At 52.1% G+C, this 24517-nt stretch carries 23 protein-coding genes; 1 reads left to right on the top strand and 22 read right to left on the bottom strand.

The window, feature by feature from the left end; translation table 11 throughout:
* Positions 1-38: 38 nt before the first annotated feature.
* From secM to ilvI, 21 genes are all read right to left on the bottom strand, one after another.
* Positions 39-551 (bottom strand): secA translation cis-regulator SecM, encoded by a 513-nt coding sequence (secM, locus tag ACJHWR_RS06460; protein WP_000014324.1) that lies wholly within the window; start codon positions 549-551, stop codon positions 39-41.
* Positions 552-781: 230 nt separating this feature from the next.
* Entirely contained in the window at positions 782-1699 is a 918-nt protein-coding gene (gene lpxC, locus ACJHWR_RS06455) for a UDP-3-O-acyl-N-acetylglucosamine deacetylase (protein ID WP_000595482.1), read from the bottom strand.
* A gap of 100 nt (positions 1700-1799) precedes the next feature.
* Positions 1800-2951, bottom strand: a complete 1152-nt coding sequence (ftsZ, locus tag ACJHWR_RS06450) for a cell division protein FtsZ (RefSeq protein ID WP_000462776.1) — start codon at positions 2949-2951, stop codon at positions 1800-1802.
* 61 nt (positions 2952-3012) lie between these two features.
* Positions 3013-4275: a cell division protein FtsA gene (gene ftsA / locus ACJHWR_RS06445; protein WP_000588474.1), complete on the bottom strand. Its 1263-nt coding sequence runs from the start codon at positions 4273-4275 to the stop codon at positions 3013-3015.
* Positions 4272-5102 carry a cell division protein FtsQ gene (gene ftsQ, locus ACJHWR_RS06440; protein ID WP_196600619.1) on the bottom strand — a complete coding sequence of 277 codons (831 nt, stop codon included), beginning with the start codon at positions 5100-5102 and terminating at the stop codon, positions 4272-4274. Before ftsQ ends, ftsA begins: the two co-directional genes overlap by 4 nt.
* Position 5103: 1 nt before the next feature.
* A complete protein-coding gene (ddlB, locus tag ACJHWR_RS06435) occupies positions 5104-6024 on the bottom strand; it encodes a D-alanine--D-alanine ligase (RefSeq protein WP_000130047.1) in 921 nt (306 codons plus the stop codon).
* Positions 6017-7492 (bottom strand): UDP-N-acetylmuramate--L-alanine ligase, encoded by a 1476-nt coding sequence (murC, locus tag ACJHWR_RS06430; protein WP_001096048.1) that lies wholly within the window; start codon positions 7490-7492, stop codon positions 6017-6019. The genes ddlB and murC overlap by 8 nt, the downstream gene beginning before the upstream one ends.
* 53 nt (positions 7493-7545) lie before the next feature.
* Positions 7546-8613 carry an undecaprenyldiphospho-muramoylpentapeptide beta-N-acetylglucosaminyltransferase gene (gene murG, locus ACJHWR_RS06425; RefSeq protein ID WP_000016559.1) on the bottom strand — a complete coding sequence of 356 codons (1068 nt, stop codon included), beginning with the start codon at positions 8611-8613 and terminating at the stop codon, positions 7546-7548.
* Positions 8610-9854, bottom strand: a complete 1245-nt coding sequence (ftsW, locus tag ACJHWR_RS06420; protein ID WP_001295532.1) for a cell division protein FtsW — start codon at positions 9852-9854, stop codon at positions 8610-8612. Before ftsW ends, murG begins: the two co-directional genes overlap by 4 nt.
* Positions 9854-11170 (bottom strand): UDP-N-acetylmuramoyl-L-alanine--D-glutamate ligase, encoded by a 1317-nt coding sequence (gene murD / locus ACJHWR_RS06415; RefSeq protein ID WP_000796455.1) that lies wholly within the window; start codon positions 11168-11170, stop codon positions 9854-9856. Before murD ends, ftsW begins: the two co-directional genes overlap by 1 nt.
* Positions 11171-11172: 2 nt before the next feature.
* Positions 11173-12255, bottom strand: a complete 1083-nt coding sequence (mraY, locus tag ACJHWR_RS06410) for a phospho-N-acetylmuramoyl-pentapeptide-transferase (protein ID WP_000964122.1) — start codon at positions 12253-12255, stop codon at positions 11173-11175.
* Positions 12249-13607 (bottom strand): UDP-N-acetylmuramoyl-tripeptide--D-alanyl-D-alanine ligase, encoded by a 1359-nt coding sequence (gene murF, locus ACJHWR_RS06405; protein ID WP_000626677.1) that lies wholly within the window; start codon positions 13605-13607, stop codon positions 12249-12251. The genes mraY and murF overlap by 7 nt, the downstream gene beginning before the upstream one ends.
* Positions 13604-15091: a UDP-N-acetylmuramoyl-L-alanyl-D-glutamate--2,6-diaminopimelate ligase gene (murE, locus tag ACJHWR_RS06400; RefSeq protein ID WP_000785133.1), complete on the bottom strand. Its 1488-nt coding sequence runs from the start codon at positions 15089-15091 to the stop codon at positions 13604-13606. Before murE ends, murF begins: the two co-directional genes overlap by 4 nt.
* Complete coding sequence (ftsI, locus tag ACJHWR_RS06395; protein ID WP_000642212.1) at positions 15078-16844, bottom strand: peptidoglycan glycosyltransferase FtsI; 1767 nt, start codon at positions 16842-16844, stop codon at positions 15078-15080. The genes murE and ftsI overlap by 14 nt, the downstream gene beginning before the upstream one ends.
* A gap of 15 nt (positions 16845-16859) precedes the next feature.
* Positions 16860-17225, bottom strand: coding sequence for a cell division protein FtsL (ftsL, locus tag ACJHWR_RS06390; RefSeq protein ID WP_000625658.1), 366 nt, complete (start codon positions 17223-17225; stop codon positions 16860-16862).
* Positions 17222-18163, bottom strand: a complete 942-nt coding sequence (gene rsmH / locus ACJHWR_RS06385; protein ID WP_000970479.1) for a 16S rRNA (cytosine(1402)-N(4))-methyltransferase RsmH — start codon at positions 18161-18163, stop codon at positions 17222-17224. Before rsmH ends, ftsL begins: the two co-directional genes overlap by 4 nt.
* A gap of 1 nt (position 18164) precedes the next feature.
* The gene (mraZ, locus tag ACJHWR_RS06380) at positions 18165-18623 is read right to left on the bottom strand and encodes a division/cell wall cluster transcriptional repressor MraZ (RefSeq protein WP_001295770.1); all 459 of its coding nucleotides are present in this window, start codon (positions 18621-18623) and stop codon (positions 18165-18167) included.
* Between the two features lie 601 nt (positions 18624-19224).
* Positions 19225-20229, bottom strand: a complete 1005-nt coding sequence (cra, locus tag ACJHWR_RS06375) for a catabolite repressor/activator (RefSeq protein WP_000762401.1) — start codon at positions 20227-20229, stop codon at positions 19225-19227.
* An 81-nt stretch (positions 20230-20310) separates the two neighbouring features.
* Complete coding sequence (locus ACJHWR_RS06370) at positions 20311-20397, bottom strand: fruR/shl operon leader peptide (RefSeq protein ID WP_001303787.1); 87 nt, start codon at positions 20395-20397, stop codon at positions 20311-20313.
* Between the two features lie 11 nt (positions 20398-20408).
* Positions 20409-20900: an acetolactate synthase small subunit gene (ilvN, locus tag ACJHWR_RS06365; protein WP_001353460.1), complete on the bottom strand. Its 492-nt coding sequence runs from the start codon at positions 20898-20900 to the stop codon at positions 20409-20411.
* Positions 20901-20902: 2 nt separating this feature from the next.
* Positions 20903-22627 (bottom strand): acetolactate synthase 3 large subunit, encoded by a 1725-nt coding sequence (gene ilvI, locus ACJHWR_RS06360; protein WP_000425650.1) that lies wholly within the window; start codon positions 22625-22627, stop codon positions 20903-20905.
* 118 nt (positions 22628-22745) lie between these two features.
* Here ilvI and ACJHWR_RS06355 point away from each other — a divergent pair, with 118 nt between their 5' ends.
* Complete coding sequence (locus ACJHWR_RS06355) at positions 22746-22790, top strand: protein YabR (protein ID WP_120795371.1); 45 nt, start codon at positions 22746-22748, stop codon at positions 22788-22790.
* Positions 22791-22944: 154 nt separating this feature from the next.
* Here the strand turns inward: ACJHWR_RS06355 and leuO are convergent, their stop codons facing one another.
* On the bottom strand, positions 22945-23889 hold the full coding sequence (gene leuO / locus ACJHWR_RS06350) for a transcriptional regulator LeuO (RefSeq protein WP_001361829.1): 945 nt from the start codon (positions 23887-23889) through the stop codon (positions 22945-22947).
* Positions 23890-24517: the final 628 nt, after the last annotated feature.

Below are 24517 nucleotides of genomic sequence, written 5' to 3'. Positions count from 1 at the left end.
TTGCGGAGTCAATAAAATGAAGTAAAGGTTTATTGTTGTTAGCTGAGGCGTTGAGGGCCAGCACGGATGCCTTGCGCCTGGTTTATCCAGACGGGCGTGCTGAATTTTGCTTGCGGGGTAAAATGCGCATAATCAATGCGATAACCCTTTCCAGACGGCGTGCCTTCCTGGGTCAACAGCGCGCTGAGCGTATCCAGTAATGCAAGATGTTGCGCCTGAAGAGGCAAAGATTCTTCAGCAACGGGCAGCGTTTGCGGTGCCATTGCGAAGGAAAGATGGCGGATTACCGTGCGAATGGCATGTTGATGCCAGTAATCAACGGAATAGTTCGAATTCGGGCGGCGCGTGTTCGCTTCCAGCAAGGCCAATTGACCAAAGTTAACTTTGGCTGAAGGCTCGTGGTTGCGGGTTGTCGCTTTTGCGGGCGCGTTTGGTTCGGCGGCATTGCTGAGTGCAGGCAAACCTAAACTCGCCGCGACCATCCCTAATAAGAGATGCGGCCAGAAGTAGCGTTTACCAAACTGTCGCCAGCGCGTCAGTATTCCACTCACGTTATTGCCATCCCGATCGTATTCAAACGTATTTAGCGCACAAATCTTATCATTAAAGCCTGAAGTCCACAGCACGAATGAAGATAAGTTGTGCGTAAAAGTGCTTAATAAAACAGCGTTCGCACCGTTTTTTATAGCTCTTATAAAATTCAAAAAAAAACGACTGGTTCACCTGGCCGGAGAGAGTGCCAGATTTGCCAGTCGAATTTTATACGACAGTATAAATGTCGTTATGCCAGTACGGCTGAAGGCGCTTTGAAGGCCAACGGCAGTTCTGCGTCGTCCTGGAAGGTCACATATTCCCAGGCTTCCTGTTTTGCAAGGACAGCCTGCAGCAGTTTGTTATTCAGTGCATGACCAGATTTATAAGCGGTAAATGCACCAATAATATTGTGACCACACATGAACAAGTCACCGATCGCATCGAGCATTTTGTGACGCACAAATTCGTCTTCAAAACGCAGGCCGTCTTCGTTCAGTACGCGATAATCGTCAACAACGATGGCACAATCGAAGCTGCCGCCCAGGCACAAACCACGGGACTGCAGATATTCGATATCACGCATGAAACCGAACGTACGCGCACGGCTGATCTGGCGCATAAACGCATCAGCGGAGAAGTTCATCGCATAGCGCTGGTTGCTGGAATCAATAGCCGGATGGTTAAAATCGATGGTGAAATCCAGCGAAAAACCATTGTACGGCTTAAATTCAGCCCACTTATCGCCATCTTCGACACGAACAGTCTCTTTGATGCGAACAAATTTCTTGGCGCAGTTCAGCTCGTCGATACCGGCGTCAAGCAGCAGGTATACAAACGGAGCGGCGCTGCCGTCCATGATCGGGATTTCCGGCGCGTTAACTTCGATAACAATGTTATCGATGCCCAAGCCCGCGAGAGCAGCATTGAGGTGCTCTACGGTTGAAATCCGTACATCATGCTCGTTGACCAGACACGTACAGAGCATGGTATCACGCACAGATTTGGCATCGGCCGGGAAATCTACCGGTGGATTCAAGTCGGTGCGACGATAGATGACCCCGGTGTTGGCCGGCGCAGGGCGTAACGTCAGGGTGACTTTCTTGCCGGTATGTAAACCGACACCCGTCGCCTGAACGATACGTTTAAGTGTCCTTTGTTTGATCATCGTATTATCTCGCCAAATTACCTATCCAACCGAAGTGTACTATACATTCGGCGGGCCAGTTTAGCACAAAGAGCCTCGAAACCCAAATTCCAGTCAATTCTTAATCAGCTTGCTTACGCAGGAATGCTGGGATATCCAGATAATCTGGCTCTTTCGCAGTTTGCGGCGCATTGTCATTCACGACTTTAGCAACCGGCTTCTGCTCCTGGGTCAGCGGAGCCATCCCGTGCTGCTGGTAGCGATCCATCACTGGCTGCTGAACCTGCTTATTGGTCACCAGAGTGATTTCAGGACGTTTGTCCATGCCGATACCTGTCGCAACAACAGTTACGCGCAGCTCGTCATTCATATCCGGGTCAAGAGAAGTACCGATAACCACAGTCGCGTTGTCGGAAGCAAATGCACGGATGGTGTTACCTACCGTTTCGAACTCATCCAGACGCAGGTCGAAGCCCGCTGTGATGTTAACCAGCACGCCGCGCGCGCCAGACAGGTCGATATCTTCCAGCAGCGGAGAAGAGATAGCCATTTCAGCAGCTTCTTCCGCACGGTCTTCACCGCTCGCCACGCCAGAACCCATCATTGCGTAGCCCATTTCAGACATTACGGTGCGAACGTCTGCAAAGTCCACGTTCATCAAACCCGGACGCGTAATCAGTTCGGCGATACCTTGTACAGCACCTTTCAGTACATCGTTCGCTGCGCCAAACGCATCCAGCAGGGAGATACCGCGGCCCAGAACTTTCAGCAGTTTGTCGTTCGGGATAGTGATCAAAGAGTCCACATGCTTGGACAGTTCAGTGATCCCCTGCTCCGCGAATGCCATACGCTTCTTGCCTTCAAAGTTGAAGGGCTTAGTGACGACAGCAACGGTCAGGATACCCAAATCTTTTGCCACTTCAGCGACGACTGGTGCTGCACCTGTACCGGTACCACCACCCATACCCGCAGCAATAAAGACCATGTCTGCACCTTCCAGCGCCGCACGCAGTGCATCGCGATCCTCATCAGCCGCATTGCGGCCAACTTCTGGATTAGCGCCAGCTCCCAGTCCTTTGGTGATACCGCTACCGATTTGAATCGTCTGTCCAACCGCTGTTTTACGCAGCGCTTGTGCATCGGTATTTACCGCGAAGAATTCAACACCTTCAATGCGCTCGCGCACCATGTGTTCAACAGCATTACCGCCGCCGCCGCCGACGCCGATGACTTTAATCACCGCGTCATTGGTAAGTTCCATTGGTTCAAACATAGTTTCTCTCCGATTTGTGCCTGTCGCCTGAGGCCGTAATCATCGTCGGCCTCATAAAAAATTAAAACTCTTTTCGCAGCCAACTATTGAGTCGCTTGATCCACGAGCCAACTGATGCTGTAACACGTTTTTCTACTTCAGCTTCACCGTTAAGATGTGACTCTTTCCCATAGTGAAGCAATCCCACCGCCGTCGAATAATACGGCTCCTGAGCATAATCCGTTAAACCGGTAATGTTCAGCGGCGCGCCGATACGCACTTGCGTATGAAACACGCGCTGAGCACAGGCTGCAAGACCTTCGATCTGCGCTGCGCCACCGGTTAATACAATGCCTGCCGCCAGGTGATGTTTAACCCCTTGTTGGCGAAGCTTTTCCTGCAACTGCAATATCTCTTCGTTGACCAGATTGAGCAGCTCGGTATAGCGCGGCTCGATCACCTCTGCCAGGGTCTGACGTTGCAGACTCCGCGGCGGACGGCCGCCTACGCTCGGCACTTCCACGCTCTCATCTTTTCCAACGATGGAGCCCAGCGCACAACCGTGGCGAACTTTAATCGCTTCGGCGTCACTTGGCGGTGTGCCAAAGGCGTAAGCGATATCACTGGTCACGACATTGCCAGCATAAGGAATTACCTTCGTGTGGCGCAATGCCCCACCGGTATAAACGGCGATATCCATTGTACCACCACCGATATCGACAACGCAGACACCCAGTTCACGTTCATCTTCCGTCAATACCGAATAACTTGATGCCAGTCCGGCAAATATCAGTTGGTCAACTTTCAGCCCACAACGTTCAACCGCTTTGACGATGTTTTTCGCCATATCGTTGTGACATGTGATCAGGTGCACTTTTGCCTGCATCCGCACGCCCGAAAGTCCTACCGGATTCTTGATCCCTTCCTGATAGTCAATCGCATACTCTTGCGGGATCACATGCAGCACACGATGCTCATCGCGCACACGCACCGATTTCGCGGTATGGACGACGTTTTCCACATCTTCTTGCGTCACTTCTTCTTCAGAAATAGGCACCATACCAATTTCATTCTGGCAGCTGATGTGCTTACCAGAAAGCGCCAGATATACCGAAGAGATCTGACAATCTGCCATCAATTCTGCCTGGTCAATGGCGCGTTGTACGCACTTGACCACGGATTCGAGGTCGTTCACCCCGCCTTTATCCATACCACGCGACGGGCAGCTGCCCACGCCAATGATATTGACCATACCGTCGGGCAGAACTTCCCCTACTAAAGCGGCAACCTTCGCGGTACCAATCTCCAGTCCTACTACCAGTTTTCTGTCCGTCGCCTTGATCATTGTTGTTCTGCCTGTGCCTGATTTTGTTGCTGAGTAGATTCCTCTGGCGGCAAGGGCGCCCAGCCTACTGCCGCTCCAGAGTCATAACGCAAATCAACGTAGCTAATCCGTTTGCCATCGGTTTGCGCCTGCTGCTGTAAAACCGGATAAAGTTCTACAAAGCGAGCCAAACGTTTCATCGTATCGCCCCGGCCAAGATTGAGCTTAATATCGTTATTCAGCGTCAACTGCCAGGAACGCCGCGCGGTCATCGCCGCTTCCTTCAGAGTAAATCTGTCCTTTGCCAGCATCTGCCCCATTTCGCGATAGCCCTGCAACACTTCATTGGCGCTGCCTTCCGGGCCATACAGCATTGGAAGCACCTGCTTGCTGGTGCGATCTGGCGGCACGCTGAAAGTGTTTCCTTCCGCGTCTACCATATATTGATCATTCCACCGCGCAATCGGCACATATTCAACCAGATGAATCTTCAATTCATCAGGCCACTGCTTTCTGACGCTCACCTGCTTAATCCACGGCAGGCGTTGTTCTATTTGCGTCTGGATGATGTTGACATCCTGGGTCATAAAGGTACCTGGCTCACCCAATGCCAGGATCGACTGCCGGATATCGTCATTACGCGTGTAATGGCGTTCACCGGTCAACACCAGCTTTGAGAGCGGCAGGCGTTGCGCATCTTCCATCCAGCCCAACACGACCCAGCCGCTCACCAACACTGTCGTTAAAACGGTCAGCAGGAAAAGGATCCCCGCCAGACGCGTTCCATTATTGCGGCGAGAAGAAACCTCTTCTTCGCTATTTCGCGTGTTCAGAGCAGCCTGCGACATATTAGTCCGCCAGTTCCAGAATTCGTACTACCAACTGCGAGAAGCTCATACCTGCCTGACGTGCCGCCATCGGCACCAGACTGTGGCTGGTCATACCCGGTGAGGTATTGGCTTCCAGCAGATAAAACTGTCCATCACTGTCCAGCATAACGTCAATACGTCCCCATCCTTTGCAACCTAACGTCGTCCATGCTTTTAGCACTAATGCCTGCAAATTGGCCTCTTGTAACGCTTCCAGACCTGCGGGGCAGAAATACTGTGTCTCATCAGAGAGATACTTCGCCTCATAATCATAGAAGGTTCCGGCCGGTTGAATACGTATTGACGGTAAAATTTCTTCACCGAGTATCGCAACCGTGAACTCCGGCCCACTTAGCCATTTTTCAATCAATACTTCTTCATCGTGCTGAAATGCCAATCTTAATGCATCTTGTAGAGCATTTTCTGCTACTACTTTTGACATTCCCACACTGGAACCTTCGCGGCTCGGCTTAACGATAACCGGCAAACCCAGAGAAGAAATTTCTGCTAACTGCTGATCGTTAAGGCCTTTTTCAAACTCTGCGCGGGTTAACGCTACCCACGGCGCGACCGGTAAACCGGCACCCTGCCACAGAAGTTTGCTGCGTAGTTTATCCATTGAAAGCGCAGATGCCATCACTCCGCTGCCGGTATAAGGCAAGCCCATCAGCTCGAGCATTCCCTGCAGCGTACCATCTTCACCGCCGCGACCGTGTAGCGCGATAAACACTTTCTGAAAACCCATCGACTTCAGTTGCGTCACGTCGACTTCTTTCGGGTCGACAGGATACGCGTCAATACCGCCTTCACGCAGCCCGGCTAACACCGCTGCGCCAGAATTCAGAGAAACTTCCCGCTCAGCGGAGGTCCCGCCCAACAGGACCGCGATTTTATCAGTCATGTTGTTCTTCCTCCGGAGTTTGCGGCTTCAGTTTGATTTCAGCTAAAGAACGAGCAATTTTTCCGATATTACCAGCCCCCTGAACGAGAATCAGGTCGTTACCGGTTAATACCGGTGCCAGCATCTCGGCTACCTGCGCCGGGTCCGGCACCAGAATGGGATCAATTTTCCCACGTCCACGAATTGTGCGACACAGCGAACGGCTGTCCGCTCCCGGAATTGGCGCTTCACCAGCCGGATACACTTCCAGCATCAACAGGGTATCAACCTGCGTCAGCACATTGGCGAAATCATCATACAGGTCGCGCGTACGGGTAAAACGGTGCGGCTGAAACAGCATTACCAGGTTTTTATCCGGCCAGCCTGCGCGCGCCGCTTTAATAGTGGCGTCCACTTCCGTCGGGTGGTGGCCGTAGTCATCGACCAGCATTGCCGTACCGCTTTTTCCATTCACTGGCTCCAGCGGGAATTCACCGAGGAAATCGAAACGGCGCCCCGTCCCCTGGAAGCTCTCCAGCGCACGCAAAATAGCCTCGTCGTCAATTCCCTCTTCCGTAGCAACCGCAACCGCAGCTGCGGCGTTCAGCGCGTTATGACGACCTGGCGCATTCAGGGTGACGCGCATCGGCTCTTTGTCCTGGCGCAGCAGCGTAAAGTGCCCCTGCGGGCCAATCTGCTGATAATCTTCTACACGCACGTCGGCATCTTCGCTGAAGCCGTAAGTCGTGGTCTGACGTCCCACACGCGGTAACAATTCGCGGATCACCGGATCATCAACACACATCACCGCACGACCGTAAAACGGCAGGTTGTGCAGAAAATTAATAAAAGTCTGTTTTAAATTCTCAAAGTCGCCCTGGTAGGTATCCATGTGGTCGGCTTCGATATTGGTGACAATCGCCACCATCGGTTGCAGATGCAGGAACGATGCATCACTCTCATCTGCTTCGGCAATCAGGTACCGACCATGCCCCAAACGCGCATGAACCCCCGCCGCTTTTACCAGCCCGCCGTTAACGAAGGTTGGGTCGAGCCCCGCTTCTGCGTAGATGCTGGAAACCATCGCGGTGGTTGTCGTTTTGCCGTGTGTTCCGGCAATGGCGATGCCATGACGAAAACGCATTAACTCAGCCAGCATTTCAGCACGACGGATCACCGGAATACGCGCTTCATGAGCTGCAACAATTTCCGGGTTATCGGCAGAAATCGCGCTGGAAACAACGACCACGCTGGCATCACGTACGTTTTCCGGGCGATGGTTGAAATAAATCGTCGCTCCCAGATTCATTAACTGCTGCGTGACCGGATTTGGCGCTAAATCGGAACCACTGATCTGATAACCTTCATTGGCCAGAACTTCGGCAATACCGCCCATACCGGCACCACCGATGCCGACAAAATGTATGTGCCGAACGCGACGCATTTCGGGCACGATGGAACGCAGTTTTGCCAATTGTTGTGTATTCATTCTTTACGCCATTAACTTCTTAAATTCATACGATGCAAAAGGCATCGCTACAATTACGCCCGGGCAGCCCGGCTCACTTCATTTGCCACTCGCTCGGTGGCATCCGGAATGGATGCAGCCCGGGCGCGTTCTGCCATGGTTAATAAGGTTTCTCGCGACCACCCGGCCAGGGTGTTGGCGACAGCATCCACGCTAAGCTGTGGCTGCTCGATAATTTTGGCTGCGCCCGCTTTTTCCAGCGGTAGCGCATTCCAGTATTGCTGACGGTCTTTATGTTGAAACGGCACAAACAACGCCGGAAGTCCTGCCGCGGCGATTTCACTCACCGTTAACGCACCGGAGCGGCAAACAACGACATCCGCCCACGCATACGCCGCCGCCATATCATCAATAAATTCCGTCACTTTATGCTGCGGTTGTCCCGCTTCGGCATACGCCTGTTCAACGGATTGTTGCGAACCTTTGCCGCTCTGATGCCAGATAGTGACTGAATCACCCAGTTTTGCAGCAACCTGCGGCATTGTCTGATTAAGAATGCGTGCGCCCTGGGAACCACCCACTACCAACACACGAACCGGACCTTCACGTCCAGCCAAACGTTGCTGCGGCAACGGCAGCGCCAGCACATCGGTACGCACCGGGTTACCCACCACTTCCGCATTAGGGAAAGCGCCTGGAAACGCCTGCATCACTTTGGTAGCAATCTTCGCCAGCCATTTATTGGTTAAGCCCGCAATACCGTTTTGTTCATGAAGTACAACCGGAATGCCTAACGACCACGCAGCCAGACCACCTGGACCTGATACATAGCCGCCCATACCGAGCACCACGTCAGGTTTGTACGCTTTCATAATCGCCCGCGCCTGACGCCAGGCGTTGAAGATACGCAGCGGCGCAGCTATCAGTGCTTTTATACCTTTTCCACGCAGACCAGAGATACGAATGAAATCAATTTCGATGCCATGTTTTGGCACTAAGTCCGCTTCCATACGGTCGGCAGTCCCCAGCCAGCGAACTTGCCAACCCTGAGCCATTAGATGGTGCGCAACCGCCAGTCCCGGGAATACATGTCCACCGGTTCCGCCTGCCATCACCATTAATCGCTTTCCTTGACCACTCATCGTGAACCTCGTACAAACGCCTGCGCTTTCTCCAGACGCGTTTCATAATCAATACGCAACAGCATCATGATGGCTGTCGACATAATCAGTAAGCTCGAACCACCGTAACTGATCAGCGGCAATGTCAGACCTTTGGTCGGTAACATCCCCGCCGCCGCGCCTACGTTAACCAGCGCCTGGAAACTAAACCAGATACCAATAGAACAGGCGAGAAAACCGGAAAAACGGTGGTCAATTTCTAATGCTTTGCGGCCAATCGACATCGCGCGAAAAGCGACGAAGAATACCATTAAAAGTGCCAGCACCACACCGACATACCCCAGTTCTTCGCCGATAATGGCGAAAATAAAGTCAGTGTGCGCTTCCGGCAGATACTCCAGTTTTTGTACCGAGTTACCTAAACCTTGTCCCCACAGTTCACCGCGACCAAACGCCATCAACGATTGCGTTAACTGATAGCCGCTGCCAAAGGGATCTTCCCACGGATTCCAGAATGCGGTAACACGGCGGATACGGTACGGTTCGGCGAGGATCAGCAACACAACAGCTGAAATGCCCATACCGATAATGGCAATGAACTGCCACAATTTCGCTCCCGCCAGGAACAACATCGCCAGCGTAGTCACAAACAACACCACCACCGTACCAAGGTCTGGCTGTGCCAGCAGTAGCACTGCCAACACCAGAATTACGCCCATCGGTTTCAGAAAGCCGCGCAGGTTATTACGTACTTCGTCGCCTTTACGCACCAGATAGTTGGCGATATAGCAAAACAACGACAGTTTTGTCAGCTCCGCAGGCTGGATACGCAGCAAGCCGAGATCGATCCAACGCGATGCCCCTTTAACCGAGCTACCCACTACCAGAACGATCATCAGCAGGATGATAGATCCGAGCAGCATCGTGGCACTGTAGCGTTGCCAGAACTCCATCGGCAGACGCAGCGTAATGATCGCCAGAATGAATGCCAGGATCAGATAGACGCCATCACGCTTCGCGAAGAAGAACGGATCGTTGGTTAAGCGTTGCCCTATGGGCATTGACGCCGAGGTCACCATGATAAAGCCAATCGCCGCGAGGCCGAAGGTCAGCCACAGTAAGGTGCGATCGTACATGATCAGGCTGTCGGTATCTTTTTCCCGCGAGCCCATCACCCAGCCCTTTAGCGCCGTGGAGATCCAGACCAGAATACTGAATCCTGGCAGGCGCGGCATTTTCAGGCGAGGGAGAGATAAACGCATCAACCTAACTCCTTCGCCAGACGGGCAAACTCATTGCCTCGTTGTTCAAAGTTCTTGAACTGATCAAGGCTGGCACAGGCCGGGGAGAGCAGAACCATATCGCCCGGCTGAACACGCGGAGCCAGCAAGCGCATCGCCTGTTCCATGGTTTCGGTTTGTTCTGCCACTTCCGGGCGTAGCGCCGCCAGCTGCGCGCCGTCCCGACCGAAACAATACAGACGTACGTTATCGCCATTCAGGTAACGCGCCAGTGGGCTAAAATCTGCCGATTTACCATCGCCGCCCAGCAACAAATGCAGCGTGCCGTCTACGTGCAGGCCATTCAGTGCCGCTTCCGTACTGCCGACGTTGGTCGCTTTTGAATCGTTAATCCAGCGCACACCGTTATGCTCCAGCACAACTTCAAAGCGATGCGGCAGACCAGTGAATGTGGTTAACGCTTTCAGGCTGCTGGCGCGCGGCAAACCAGCGGCATCTGCCAGTGCCAGAGCTGCCAGTGCATTGGTGTAGTTATGCTGCCCGGAAAGTTTCATTTCTTTCACGTTCAGCACTTTCTCGCCCTTCACCCGCAGCCAGGTTTCACCCTGCTGATGATTCAGGTGATAGTCACCCATGTTGACGCCAAAGCTGACGCAGCGTTCATCCGCACCGCGAATCGGCATTGTTAAGGCATCATCAGCATTAACCACGCAAATTTTTGCGTTTTCGTAAATGCGCAGTTTTGCTGCACGATACTGTTGTAAACCAAACGGATAGCGATCCATATGATCTTCAGTTACGTTCAGAATGGTCGCTGCTACCGCCTGTAAACTGGAGGTGGTTTCAAGCTGGAAGCTCGACAGCTCCAGCACGTACAGTTCGCACTCATCATCCAGCAGCATCAACGCAGGCAGGCCAATATTGCCACCCACACCAACGTTAACCCCCGCCGCTTTCGCCATTTCACCCACTAGCGTGGTGACCGTGCTTTTGCCGTTAGAACCGGTGATCGCCACAATCGGTGCTTGTGCTTCACGACAGAACAGCTCGATATCGCCAACGATTTCGATTCCGGCATCAGCGGCAGCGCTTAAGGATGGATGCGCCAGTGCAATACCGGGACTGGCGACAATCAGATCGGCCGCCATCAGCCATTCATCATTCAGACCGCCCGTGTGGCGTTCTACAGCTTCGGGTAATTTATCCAGGCCAGGCGGTGTCATACGCGTATCCATAACGCGCGGCGTCACACCGCGAGCGAGGAAAAAGTCCACGCAAGAAAGCCCGGTGAGGCCCAGGCCGATAATGACGACATTTTTACCCTGGTAATCAGCCATGATTAACGTACCTTCAGCGTTGCCAGACCAATCAGGACCAGCATCAGCGAAATAATCCAGAAACGTACAATGACGCGCGGTTCCGGCCAGCCTTTCAGTTCATAGTGGTGATGAATCGGTGCCATGCGGAAAATACGTTGTCCGCGCAGTTTAAAGGAGCCGACCTGCAGGATGACGGAAAGTGTTTCTACCACGAACACGCCCCCCATAATCACCAGCAGGAATTCCTGACGCAGCAGTACGGCGATAATACCTAACGCACCACCTAACGCCAGCGAACCGACATCGCCCATAAAGACCTGCGCCGGATAGGTGTTAAACCACAGGAAGCCCAGCCCTGCCCCGACTATCGCGGTACAGACAATGACCAGTTCCCCGGCGTGTCGTAGATACGGTATGTGTAAATAGCTGGCAAAGTTCATGTTGCCGGTCGCCCACGCCACCAGCGCAAAACCACCGGCGACAAATACGGTCGGCATAATTGCCAGACCGTCAAGACCATCAGTCAGGTTTACCGCGTTGCCTGTACCCACAATGACGAAGTAAGCCAGCAGAATGTAGAACAGCCCCAGTTGCGGCATCACATCTTTAAAGAACGGAACCACCAGCTGCGTTGCGGGCGTGTCTTTGCCGGCAAGGTACAGCGCGAAGGCAACACCCAGCGCAATGACCGACATCCAGAAATACTTCCAACGAGCGATCAACCCTTTGGTGTCTTTACGCACCACTTTGCGATAGTCATCAACAAAGCCAATGATGCCGTAGCCTACCAGCACCACCAGTACGCACCAGACGTACGGATTGGATGGATAAGCCCACAGCAGTACGGAGATCACAATCGCTGTCAGGATCATAATCCCGCCCATGGTCGGCGTACCGCGCTTGCTGAAGTGTGATTCAGGACCGTCGTTACGCACCACCTGACCAAAGGAAAGTTTTTGCAAATGAGCAATCATGCGCGGGCCCATCCACAATGAGATGAACAGCGCAGTCAGCAGGCTGACGATGGCGCGAAACGTCAGATAGGAAAAGACGTTAAAGCCGGAATAATATTTGACCAAATGTTCGGCCAGCCAAACTAACATGTCCCATTCTCCTGTAAAGCGCGTACTACCTCTTCCATGGCAGCACTACGTGAACCCTTAACTAAAATCGTAATTACCTGTTGCTCAGCAATCAGTGATTTAAGACGCGCGATAAGCGCAGTTTTATCGGAAAAATGTTCGCCAACGCCGCTGGCGGTGCTGATAGCATGGCTTTGTTTGCCCACGCTTAACACGCGGTCAATACCAGCTGCTTTTGCCGCTTCGCCCACCTGTATATGGCAGGCTTCGCTTTCAGCGCCCAGTTCCGCCATATCGCCCACCACCAGCACGCGGTAGCCCGGCATTTCAGCCAGTACCTGGACTGCTGCAGTCATTGAACCAACATTGGCGTTGTAGGAGTCGTCGAGCAGCAACTGGTTTTCTACCAGTTGAATGGGGAACAGACGGCCTGGAACAGCTTTCAGATTTGCCAGCCCCGCTTTGATAGCATCAAGCGTTGCGCCCACGGCCATGGAGAGCGCAGCGGCTGCCAGCGCATTCGCAATATTGTGACGCCCCGGCAACGGCAGCAGAACATCCACGCTACCGGTTGGGGTTTGCAGGGTAAATTCCGTACCGTGCGAAGTCACATGGATATTGGTGGCGGTGAAATCGCTGTTGGCGGCATTGGGTGAGAAACGCCACACTTTGCGTGAGCCAATTACGCTCTGCCAGTTCAGCCAGTCGTTGTTGTCAGCGTTCATGATGGCGATACCGTTTTCCGGCAGGCCGCTAAAGATTTCACCTTTCGCTTTCGCGACACCCGCAAGCGAGCCAAAACCTTCCAGATGTGCCGCTGCCAGGTTGTTGACCAGCGCCGCTTCCGGGCGAGTCAGACTCACAGTCCAGGCAATTTCGCCCTGATGGTTCGCGCCAAGTTCAATAACTGCGTAATCGTATTCCGGCGTTAAGCGCAACAGCGTCATCGGTACGCCGATGTCGTTGTTGAGATTGCCTGCCGTATAAAGCGTGTTGCCGCACTGGCTTAAAATCGCCGCCGTCATCTCTTTAACGGATGTTTTGCCGGAGGAACCTGTCAGAGCAACCACGCGCGCCGGAACTTGCTGGCGAACCCATGCAGCCAGTTCACCAAACGCCAGACGCGTATCCTTGACGATTAACTGCGGCAGATCGATATCCAGCGGACGGCTAACCAGTAGTGCGCCTGCGCCGCCAGCTTTCGCCTGGTCGGCAAAATCATGAGCATCGAAACGTTCGCCTTTCAGGGCAACAAACAGGCAGCCCGGCGTCAGTTTTCGCGTGTCAGTGGTTACAGCATCAAGGGTAATATCTGCACCTTGCAGTTCACCGTTGAGAATATCGGTAAGTTGGCTAAGGGTTACGCTAATCATGCAATCACCCCCAGCAGACGCGCCACCGTGACGCGATCGGAGTAGTCCAGACGCTGATTGCCAACAATCTGGTAATCCTCATGACCTTTGCCCGCGACCAGTACCACATCATTCTCTTTAGCCTGCATAACGGCGCAAGTCACCGCTTCAGCACGGCCTTCCATCACTTTGGCATGTCCGGCATCTAACATTCCCGCCAGAATATCGTTGATGATGGCACGCGGTTCTTCGGTACGCGGGTTATCGTCCGTTACCACCGCCACGTCAGCAAACTCTTCAGCAATTGCGCCCATCAGTGGACGTTTGCCTTTATCACGATCGCCACCACAGCCAAAGACGCACCACAGCTTGCCCGCACAGTGCAGGCGCGCCGCCTGTAAGGCTTTTTCCAGTGCATCCGGCGTATGCGCGTAATCCACCACCACCGTCGGTTTGCCTGGCGCAGTGAACACTTCCATACGTCCGCAAACCGGTTGCAGACGCGCGGCGGTTTTTAACAGATCAGCGAGCGGGTAGCCGAGTGCCAGCAGTGTCGCCAGCGCAAGCAGCAGGTTGCTGACGTTAAAAGCGCCCATCAGATGGCTTTCAATTTCGCCATCGCCCCAGCTTGAGCTAAAGCGAATCGTCGCACCGCTGTCGTGATAGTTCACTTCGGTCGCTTTCAACCAGCGTCCGTGACAGTTCAGATTGATATGATCTTCCATTGATACCGCAACCGCGTCCGGCAGTTTTGCCAGCCAGCGGCGGCCCACTTCATCGTCGGCGTTAATAATCGCCTGACCGCAACGATGTTCAGAATAAAGCAGCCATTTCGCGGCTTCGTAGTGTTCCATATCACCATGATAATCAAGGTGATCGCGGCTTAAGTTGGTAAAGACCGATGCGGCAAATTTCAGCGCCGCCACGCGATGCTGTACCAGCCCGTGGGAAGAGACTTCCATTGCGCAAAAAGTCGCGCCCTGATCCACCAGCCCCGCCAGCTCATGCTGAACATCGACTGCCGAACCGGTGGTATTTTCTGTCGGGATCACTTTCCCCAGCAGGCCGTTACCAACGGTGCCCATTACCGCGCTGGTTTCGCCAAGCAGTTGGCTCCACTGTGCCAGCAGCTGGGTCGTCGTGGTTTTGCCGTTGGTGCCCGTTACGCCTACAAGACGTAAATTATCAGAGGGTTCATGGTAAAAGCGGCCCGCCAGTGCAGATAAACGCTCGTTGAGCTGGCTGAGATAGATGACCGGTACGCCGTGCATTTCACGGATTTCACCGTCGGTCGCCTCATCTTTCGCCTCTGCAATAATGGCAGCCACACCTTGCGCTATCGCCTGCGGGATATATCGACGCCCGTCCGCCTGATGACCTACTACAGCTACAAAGAGATCGCCCGCCGCAGCCACACGGCTGTCGAGTGTCATCTCTCGCAGTGCTCGCGAAGGTGCGTCTGGCACCCACGGAGCAAGAAGGTCGCGCAAATTACGATCTGCCACCTGTCCCCTCGCCTTGATTAATCACAAATTCATTTTTATCGCCCGTTGTCAGCGCATCCGGCTCGATGTTCATGGTACGCAATACGCCGCCCATGATGGCACCAAAGACCGGCGCGGAAACGGCGCCGCCGTAGTATTTACCCGCCTGCGGATCGTTGATAACAACAACCAGCGCGAAGCGCGGCTGACTCGCAGGCGCAACGCCTGCGGTATAAGCAATATATTTATTGATGTAGCGACCGTCCGGCCCGACCTTTTTCGCGGTACCGGTTTTAATGGCGATACGATAGCCTTTAATCGCCGCCTTCACGCCGCCACCGCCCGGTAGCGCCACGCTTTCCATCATATGCACCACGGTGCGAACAATGGATTCCGGGAAGACACGTTCACCGGGAACCGGGGGATCAACTTTGGTAATCGACAGTGGGCGATAAATGCCGTAGCTGCCGATAGTTGCGTAGACTCGCGCTAACTGTAACGGTGTTACCATTAGCCCGTAGCCGAAAGAGAAGGTGGCCCTCTCTATGTCAGACCACCGTTGTTTTTGAGGATATAAGCCACTGCGTTCTCCGACCAACCCCAAATTGGTCGCTTTTCCCAGTCCAAAACGTGAGTAAGTATCTACTAACGCTGAGGACGGCATCGCTAACGCCAGCTTGGAAACACCGACGTTACTCGACTTCTGTAATACCCCGGTCAGGGTTAATTCGCTGTAGCGTGCCACGTCTTTGATTTCGTGGCCGTTAATTCGATAAGGAACGGTATTCAGTACCGAGTTTTCCCGCACTACGCCACGTTGCAACGCGGTCATCACCACCATCGGTTTAACCGTTGAACCCGGTTCAAACACGTCAGTGATGGTACGGTTACGCATCGCCTCTTTCGGCGTGCCACTCAGATTGTTTGGGTTGTATGACGGGCTGTTAGCCATCGCCAGCACTTCACCGGTGTTGACATCCACCAGCACGGCGCTACCAGATTCAGCTTTGTTAAAGGCCACCGCGTTGTTCAGTTCGCGATAAACCAGCGCCTGCAGGCGTTCATCAATACTCAGCGCCAGGTTGTGCGCCGCCTGACTGTCGGTGGAAGAGATATCTTCAATTACGCGGCCATAGCGGTCTTTACGCACAATGCGCTCACCCGGCTGCCCGGTAAGCCATTTATCGAAACTCTTCTCGACGCCCTCAATCCCCTGACTATCGACGTTAGTAAAGCCGATGAGGTGAGCGGTCACTTCGCCGGATGGATAATAACGGCGAGATTCTTCACGCAGATGAATCCCCGGCAGTTTCAGTTTTTTGATGTACTCTGCCATGTCAGGGTTTACCTGACGCGCCAGATAAATAAAGCGCCCTTTCGGGTTGGCGTTAATGCGGGCTGAAAGCTGATCCAGCGGAATGTTGAGTGCGTTAGCCAGCGCCTTCCAGCGATCACCGACGCTGATACCGCCAGCGTCATGCACTTCTTTCGGGTCAGCCCAAATCGCTTTAACCGGCACGCTCACCGCTAACGGGCGACCAGAACGGTCAGTAATCATGCCGCGGGAGGTGGAAACTTGCTGAACGCGAAGAGAACGCATGTCGCCCTCTTTTACCAGCATATCCGGGGAGATAACTTGTAACCACGCTACGCGTCCGAGCAGAAAAGCCAGCGCCAGGAGAATACAGCCGCATAACAACGCAAAACGCCAACTGATAAAGTTGGCATGTTCTTCCTGACGTTTTGGTTTCTGCGTTTTCGCCGCTGCTTTCATGCGTCGCGTTTATCCTTATTTTTGCACTACGATATTTTCTTGTGACGGATCAACATGCTGCATTTGCAGCTTTTCCGTGGCTATCCTTTCCACCCGGCTATGGTCGCCGAGCGCATTCTCTTCAAGGATTAGGTTGCGCCATTCAATGTCTAAAGCATCTCGCTCCAGCACCAGTTGTTCGCGCTGAGCGGTCAGTAAACGGGTATGGTGCGCCGTGGTTACCACGGTCACCGCCGTCAAAATAATGCAAATGAACAGGCAGAGTGGCAGCTTCCCAAATCGCAAAAGATCGTCACCGATAACACCAGGCAATGCATGGCGCTCGTGGCTTCCCATCGATCCTTTAACTTTGCTTAGAGCTTCTGTCACTCTGCTGATCATGCGTTCGTCCTCTCTGCAATACGCAGAACTGAACTACGGGCACGAGGATTCTCAGCCACCTCTTCTTCGCCCGGCATTAACTTGCCTAGTGCTCGCAGCTGACGGCCACCCAGTTTTTTGAGCTGCTCTTCAGTCATCGGTAACCCTGCCGGAACTTGCGGACCGCGGCTGTTTTCACGCATAAAACGTTTCACAATACGGTCTTCCAGCGAGTGGAAGCTGATGATCGAAAGCCGCCCACCCGGGGCCAGCACGTTGAGCGAGCTTTTTAGCGCCTGCTCTATCTCCTCCAGTTCACTGTTTACCCAAATGCGCACCGCCTGGAAGGTCCGGGTCGCGGGATGTTTAAACTTATCTTTCACCGGCGTTGCAGCAGCCACGACTTCCGCCAGTTCTTTGGTGCGGGTCATCGGCTGTTCGCGGTTTCGCTCGACAATGGCGCGGGCAATGCGTTTGGCAAAACGCTCTTCACCATAGGTTTTCAATACCCAGGCGATATCGGCTTCTTCTGCGGTTTGTAGCCATTCAGCGGCTGACTGCCCACGGGTTGGGTCCATACGCATGTCCAGCGGACCATCGCGCATAAAGGAAAAACCGCGTTCAGCATCATCAAGTTGCGGTGAAGAGACGCCAAGATCGAGGAGAATGCCATCGATCTTGCCGATAAGATCGCGCTCGGCAACGTATTCGCCCAGCGCGGAGAAAGGTCCGTGGATGATGGAGAAGCGCGGATCATCAATAGTCTTCGCAACGGCGATAGCCTGCGGGTCGCGATCGATCGCCAACAAACGCCCCTCTTCGCCAAGCTGCGAGAGGATCAGACGTGAGTGACCACCGCGACCAAAAGTCCCATCAATGTAGATGCCATCAGGACGGATATTGAGGCCATTAACGGCTTCATCCAGCAGCACCGTAGTATGTTTATAGTTTTCCATCATTTTATAGAGACAAGTCCTGCAGTCGCTCCGATAAGTCTCCGGTAGCCAACTGCTCTGCGTCGATATCTTCCTTGACCTGTTGATGCCAGGTTGTTTCATCCCACAGCTCAAACTTGTTGAACTGTCCAACCAGCATCACTTCTTTTGTCAGCCCGGCATGTTGCCGCAGTACTGGCGCGATTAACAATCGACCTGCGCCATCCATCTGACATTCGCTGGCATGACCTAACAGTAGGCGCTGCACACGGCGCTCAACCGGGTTCATGCTCGACAGACGCGATAATTTTTGCTCGATAATTTCCCATTCAGGCAGGGGGTAAAGCAGCAGGCACGGGTGATGAATGTCAATGGTGCAAACCATTTGACCGGCAGCGTTCTCAAGCAGCTGTTCCCGATAACGGGTAGGCACTGATAAGCGCCCTTTGCTGTCGAGATTGACTAACGTTGCTCCCCGGAACATGCCAGCCTCACCCCTTATTCCCACTTTGCCCCACAATTTCCCACTGAAAGGAGTTTACGGAGCGGAGGAAAAGCTTGTCAAGCCAGTCACAAGGCATACCGAGGTAAAAAACCCGATGTTTACGGCTAATATCAGCGTTGTTTATTTTACGTCCAACGTGCGAAGCAAATTAACGTTATGAATAGCTGTAAGAAAAAATCCCTCATCGTCATCACCGTTTTAAAATGACTCACTATTTTCCACAGCAAATATAAAGTGTCAGTTTGCGACGCGAGCGGCATTTTAGGACATATCTTCCCCGGTTAACAGTCCCTGTTGCGTCTGTGTGACGCTTGATGCCAGCGGGTTTGCGCAAAAGCAAAGAAAAGTGTTTGTTAAATCGGCAATTCATCTCTGCATGTAACAAAATAATGCAAAAACGCGCTATCGATATCACTTAATTATTGTGAATTTCAGCTGGTGAGGTAATTAACGGGCAGGTTTAAAAGCATTTATCAATAATAGCCAGGAATAGTCTTATTTACTTTAAGGATATTGATGTCCATTCCCGTACTCAACGCGCCAGAGAGAAATTCACCTGGCGCGTATTTTTGTTCGCGGCTTAGCTACGGCTGAGCACGCCGCGGCGATAGAGATTACGTTTAATGCGCGTTAAACCAGGTTTTGGCTTACGCGGTTCGTCCAGGCTTGCCAGGACAATCTCCAGCACACGCTCTGCGACATCGCGGTGACGTTGAGCCACTGCCAGCACCGGGCACTGTAAGAAGTCGAGCAGTTCGTTATCGCCAAAGGTGGCAATTGCCAGGTCAGAAGGCAGTTTGCCGTCACGACGTAGCGTGACATCCATCACCCCTTGCAACAGCGCAAATGACGTTGTGAACAGCGCCTGCGGCATCGGATGCGTTTCCAGCCATTTTTCGAATAACTGGGCAGCTGCCTCCCGCTCATAGCTGTTGGCATAAAGGAAATGCACTTCGCGCGGATCATCTTTCCAGGCAGTACGGAAGCCTTGTTCACGCAGGAAGCTGACAGAAAGCTCCGGCAGCGCGCCAAGATAAAGCACCGTCTCGGCGGGAAACTTACGTAACTCTTCCGCCAGCATTTCGGCATCATCCTGATCAGCACCAACCACGCTGGTGAAGTGTTCACGATCGAGGGCGCGGTCCAGCGCGACAATCGGGAACGGGTCGTTAGCCCAGCGTTGATAAAAAGGATGCTCAGGTGGCAACGACGTCGAAACAATAATGGCATCAACCTGACGCTGTAAAAGGTGCTCAATGCAGCGCATTTCGTTGTCGGGCTGATCTTCCGAGCAGGCAATCAGCAGTTGATAACCCCTTTGCCGCGCCTGGCGTTCAAGATAGTTAGCGATGCGGGTATAGCTGGTGTTCTCCAGATCGGGGATCACAAGACCAATAGAACGTGTGCGTCCAGCACGAAGCCCAGCTGCCACGGCGTTCGGGTGGTAATTGTGCTCACGCACCACAGCCATGACTTTTTCAACGGTTTTGTCGCTCACACGGTATTGCTTCGCTTTGCCGTTAATAACATAGCTTGCAGTGGTCCGCGACACTCCCGCCAGCCGAGCGATTTCATCCAGTTTCACAATTGCCCCTTGCGTAAAATGTAAAAACCATAGCCATTGTACTGGTATGGGTTAAATTCATTAACATCTAAGCGCAGAAAATTAACTGCGGCAACTGCTTTTATTCCAGGTTCCCACTGATTTCGCAAAAAAAGCCCAACGTGACATGTTGGGCTGCAAATTGCGCATTGAGATCATTCTCAACGCATTATTTTTTCGCCGCGCGAAAGTCCGACCACACCAGAGCGAGCAACTTCCACAATTTTCGCCACATCGCGAATCGATGCTAAAAATGCATCAAGCTTATCGCTGGTACCTGCTAATTGAACGGTATAAAGCGAGGGTGTGACATCGATAATTTGCCCACGGAATATTTCCGTATTACGTTTCACTTCGTCACGCCCGTAGCCGCTGGCCTGAATTTTCACCAGCATGATTTCCCGCTCAACATGCGCCCCCTGCCCCAACTCGCTCACGCGTAATACATCGACCAGCTTGTGTAATTGCTTTTCGATCTGCTCAAGCACTTTTTCATCGCCCACGGTCTGGATGGTCATACGCGATAATGTCGGATCGTCGGTTGGCGCAACGGTCAGGCTTTCAATGTTGTAGCCACGCTGGGAAAAAAGGCCAATCACGCGGGATAACGCGCCTGATTCATTTTCGAGTAAGACTGATAATATCCGGCGCATAATCAGGTTCTCTCCGTTTTGCTTAACCACATTTCATCCATTCCGCCCCCGCGAATCTGCATCGGGTAGACGTGCTCACTGCCATCGACGGTGACATCAACAAACACCAGGCGATTATTGCGCACCTGTTCCAGCGCCTCGCTAAGTTTGCTTTCCAGTTCTTGCGGATGAGAAATCTGGATCCCGACGTGACCATAGGCTTCCGCCAGACGAACGAAATCGGGTAGCGATTGCATATAAGATTGTGAATGACGGCCGGAATAGATCATGTCCTGCCACTGTTTCACCATCCCCAGATAGCGGTTATTGAGATTCACCACCAGTACCGGCAACTCGTATTGCAAGGCGGTAGACAGTTCCTGGATGTTCATCTGAATACTGCCGTCGCCAGTGACGCAAACCACGGTTTCTTCTGGCAACGCCATTTTGACGCCCAGTGCCGCAGGCAAACCAAACCCCATCGTGCCGAGGCCGCCAGAGTTGATCCAGCGACGCGGTTTGTCGAATGGATAATAAAGCGCAGCAAACATCTGGTGCTGCCCGACATCGGACGTCACGTAAGCGTCTCCCTTCGTCAACCGCCAAAGAGTCTCGATCACCGCCTGCGGTTTAATCTTTTCACTGTGAGAGTCATATTTCAGGCACTGACGAGCGCGCCACTGTTCAATCTGTTGCCACCAGTCGCGGATCTCATCCAGCGGTTGATGGACGGATTCTTGCGACAGGAGTTCAAACATTTGTTCAAGGACCTGGCGAGCATCCCCCACAATCGGGATATCAGCAGTCACGGTTTTAGAAATGGAAGTAGGATCAATGTCGATATGCAGAACCGTGGCATTTGGGCAGTACTTCGCCAGATTGTTCGTCGTTCGGTCATCAAAACGCACCCCGACGGCAAAAATCACATCCGCGTTATGCATCGTCATATTGGCTTCGTAGGTGCCGTGCATTCCCAGCATGCCCAGTGCCTGACGATGCGTTGCCGGAAACGCCCCCAGCCCCATTAATGAGGAAACAACGGGCAGATTCAACGCCTCCACCGTTTCTTTTAGCTGCTGATGACAGCCCGCCGTGATTGCCCCACCGCCTACATAGACAACCGGTTTTTTTGCCGCCACCAGCGTTTGCAGAGCGCGCTTAATTTGCCCTTTATGCCCGGAGGTCGTGGGATTGTAAGATCGCATACTGACCGACTCCGGCCAGACGTAGGGTAATTTGTTCGCCGGATTAAGAATATCTTTGGGTAAATCAACGACCACGGGCCCAGGGCGACCACTTGCCGCCAGCCAGAAAGCCTTTTTCAGCACCTGCGGAATGTCTTCCGTTTGCTTAACCAGAAAACTGTGTTTAACCACCGGGCGAGAAATCCCCACCATGTCGCACTCCTGAAAGGCATCGTAGCCTATCAACGAGGTCGCTACCTGCCCGGAAAGGACAACTAAGGGAATGGAATCCATATAAGCGGTGGCAATGCCAGTAATCGCATTGGTCGCCCCTGGACCCGACGTTACCAGCACGACGCCGACTTCCCCGGTCGCGCGCGCCAGACCATCGGCCATATGCACCGCCGCCTGCTCATGACGAACTAAAACATGATCGATACCACCCACGGTATGCAATGCATCGTAAATATCAAGGACCGCGCCTCCGGGATAACCGAATACTTGTTTAACGCCCTGATCGATAAGCGATCGGACGACCATCTCGGCTCCAGACAACATCTCCATGGCCTGCCTCACTGTTTGACGGAAAAAATGTGTAAAACACATTAACCGTCCGATCTTGCTTAAGCAATTAGCAGACAGAGACATAAACACGGTGTAATAAGAATAAACAGGAGGAAAGGTGAAAAGAAACGATAAAATCCTCCATTACAGAGGATTAAATTGATAATAAATCGGCTGAATCCTACAACTTACAGCAATTTCTCTATTTTTTTAATTAATCCTAAAATAGAGAGAACACACATTCAGAATAAAATTCTACATTCAATAAAAAATGCAGAATAAACCAGACATTGATGTCTGACCTATTCTGCATTCAGTTAGCGTTTGCAAATTGAGACTAATTGCTCTTCCATCCACTGATGGCCTTTATCGCGCCCGGCAGCTTCATGCCAGGAGAGATAACAGGTTCTGCTGTTTTGTTTTAACGGCAGCGGTAATACCTGTAACTCTAAGGATTCAGCGAACTCTTCAGCCAACCAACGCGGCGCAATAGCGACCAGATGCGTTTGCGACACCACGCTCAGTACACTCATCATTGCCATGCCCTGATACGCGATACTGGCTTGTTTATCTACCGTGTCATACCACGGTTGACTAAATGACGCGAAACGATCGAGCGAAACTGCCGCATGTTGTTCGTTATAAACATCATGTTTCAGTAACGGGCCTTTAATTGTTGGATGATTTTTGCTGGCTACCAGCACCATTTCATCTTTAAATAATGGCACACTGGTAAATTCAGGACGATGGAAGTCTTCATAACTAATCACAAACTCCGTTTCCTGATAACGCAGTTGATGTTCAGTGTTCTGATTTAATGAAGACTTGAACATAACATGTATATTTGGCGCAGTTTGCTCAATGTGATTATAAATCTGCGAGGTCAGAATGCTGTCTAACGGACTGCAAACACAAAGATGAAATACACGTTCACTGCTCGCGGGTTCAAAACCTGAACCTGGCAATTCATTTTGTACTAATTGCAATGCCTGACGAACTGAACCAAAAAGTTGAAATGCGCGAGCAGTCGGTTGAATGCCACGGCCATAACGAACAAAAAGCTCGTCATTAAACATCACCTTCAGGCGTGCAACCGCGTTACTGACCGCAGGTTGCGACATCCCCAGAACATGAGCGGCACGGGTGATGTTTTGCTCCTGCATCACGGCATCGAAAACGGTTAATAAGTTGAGATCGACCATGCGTAGTTGTGGCTTGCTTAACTCCGCCGTCTCTGGTTGATCTGTTTGTACCTCTGGCATACTTAACTCCACTGTCACACTTAACTCCCTTTCCCTTATTGGAATGCAGAGAAATAATCCTCGAGAATATGATTTATCATGCATATAAAATAAGAAAAAGGAAAATGAGAAAAATTAGGAAAACATAAAGATACGGGTTCTTATAAAAACAGAACCCATTGCCGAGTAAAGAGTCATTTACCGCAGCATAATAATCCATAATGTTTTTGTTGCGAAAACAATCTAATCATAACTACCGCGAATACTCAATCATCCACAAAATGGATTAAATGTGCTTTTTTAATAATTAATTTATATGTTTAATGCATTAATTCTTAACATTAATCGAACAATAATATTCACCAAATGAATATCAAAAAATTAGCAAAACATATAATTCAATACAAATCATCAAGATAGGTTTTGTAACGCGTGCATTTTATCCCCCTTTTCCTCGTTGATTAGATGCAAAAATTTATTCTGAAATATGTCAACCGATGAAAAGCGTCGGTGGTTAAGCAGAAATTAATATCGCTTGTTTTAACCACCGCAGCACAATTAGCTAATTTGACGAATGCAGAACTCACTCTGGCGGAACGTTTTTGTTGCGTCAGGGTTGACATCCGTTTTTGTATCCAGTAACTCTAAA

Source organism: Escherichia sp. WS568 (assembly GCF_046486085.1).
In the GTDB taxonomy this organism is placed as follows: Bacteria; Pseudomonadota; Gammaproteobacteria; order Enterobacterales; family Enterobacteriaceae; genus Escherichia; species Escherichia coli.
This window is presented reverse-complemented; position numbering and strand designations above follow the sequence as displayed.

Coding starts and splice junctions, on each gene's coding strand:
- lpxC (WP_000595482.1), bottom strand. CDS start 1,699: ATGATCAAACAAAGGACACTTAAACGTATCGTTCAGGCGACGGGTGTC.
- ftsZ (WP_000462776.1), bottom strand. CDS start 2,951: ATGTTTGAACCAATGGAACTTACCAATGACGCGGTGATTAAAGTCATC.
- ftsA (WP_000588474.1), bottom strand. CDS start 4,275: ATGATCAAGGCGACGGACAGAAAACTGGTAGTAGGACTGGAGATTGGT.
- ftsQ (WP_196600619.1), bottom strand. CDS start 5,102: ATGTCGCAGGCTGCTCTGAACACGCGAAATAGCGAAGAAGAGGTTTCT.
- ddlB (WP_000130047.1), bottom strand. CDS start 6,024: ATGACTGATAAAATCGCGGTCCTGTTGGGCGGGACCTCCGCTGAGCGG.
- murC (WP_001096048.1), bottom strand. CDS start 7,492: ATGAATACACAACAATTGGCAAAACTGCGTTCCATCGTGCCCGAAATG.
- murG (WP_000016559.1), bottom strand. CDS start 8,613: ATGAGTGGTCAAGGAAAGCGATTAATGGTGATGGCAGGCGGAACCGGT.
- ftsW (WP_001295532.1), bottom strand. CDS start 9,854: ATGCGTTTATCTCTCCCTCGCCTGAAAATGCCGCGCCTGCCAGGATTC.
- murD (WP_000796455.1), bottom strand. CDS start 11,170: ATGGCTGATTACCAGGGTAAAAATGTCGTCATTATCGGCCTGGGCCTC.
- mraY (WP_000964122.1), bottom strand. CDS start 12,255: ATGTTAGTTTGGCTGGCCGAACATTTGGTCAAATATTATTCCGGCTTT.
- murF (WP_000626677.1), bottom strand. CDS start 13,607: ATGATTAGCGTAACCCTTAGCCAACTTACCGATATTCTCAACGGTGAA.
- ftsI (WP_000642212.1), bottom strand. CDS start 16,844: ATGAAAGCAGCGGCGAAAACGCAGAAACCAAAACGTCAGGAAGAACAT.
- ftsL (WP_000625658.1), bottom strand. CDS start 17,225: ATGATCAGCAGAGTGACAGAAGCTCTAAGCAAAGTTAAAGGATCGATG.
- rsmH (WP_000970479.1), bottom strand. CDS start 18,163: ATGATGGAAAACTATAAACATACTACGGTGCTGCTGGATGAAGCCGTT.
- mraZ (WP_001295770.1), bottom strand. CDS start 18,623: ATGTTCCGGGGAGCAACGTTAGTCAATCTCGACAGCAAAGGGCGCTTA.
- ACJHWR_RS06370 (WP_001303787.1), bottom strand. CDS start 20,397: ATGCGCAATTTGCAGCCCAACATGTCACGTTGGGCTTTTTTTGCGAAA.
- ilvN (WP_001353460.1), bottom strand. CDS start 20,900: ATGCGCCGGATATTATCAGTCTTACTCGAAAATGAATCAGGCGCGTTA.
- ilvI (WP_000425650.1), bottom strand. CDS start 22,627: ATGGAGATGTTGTCTGGAGCCGAGATGGTCGTCCGATCGCTTATCGAT.
- leuO (WP_001361829.1), bottom strand. CDS start 23,889: ATGCCAGAGGTACAAACAGATCAACCAGAGACGGCGGAGTTAAGCAAG.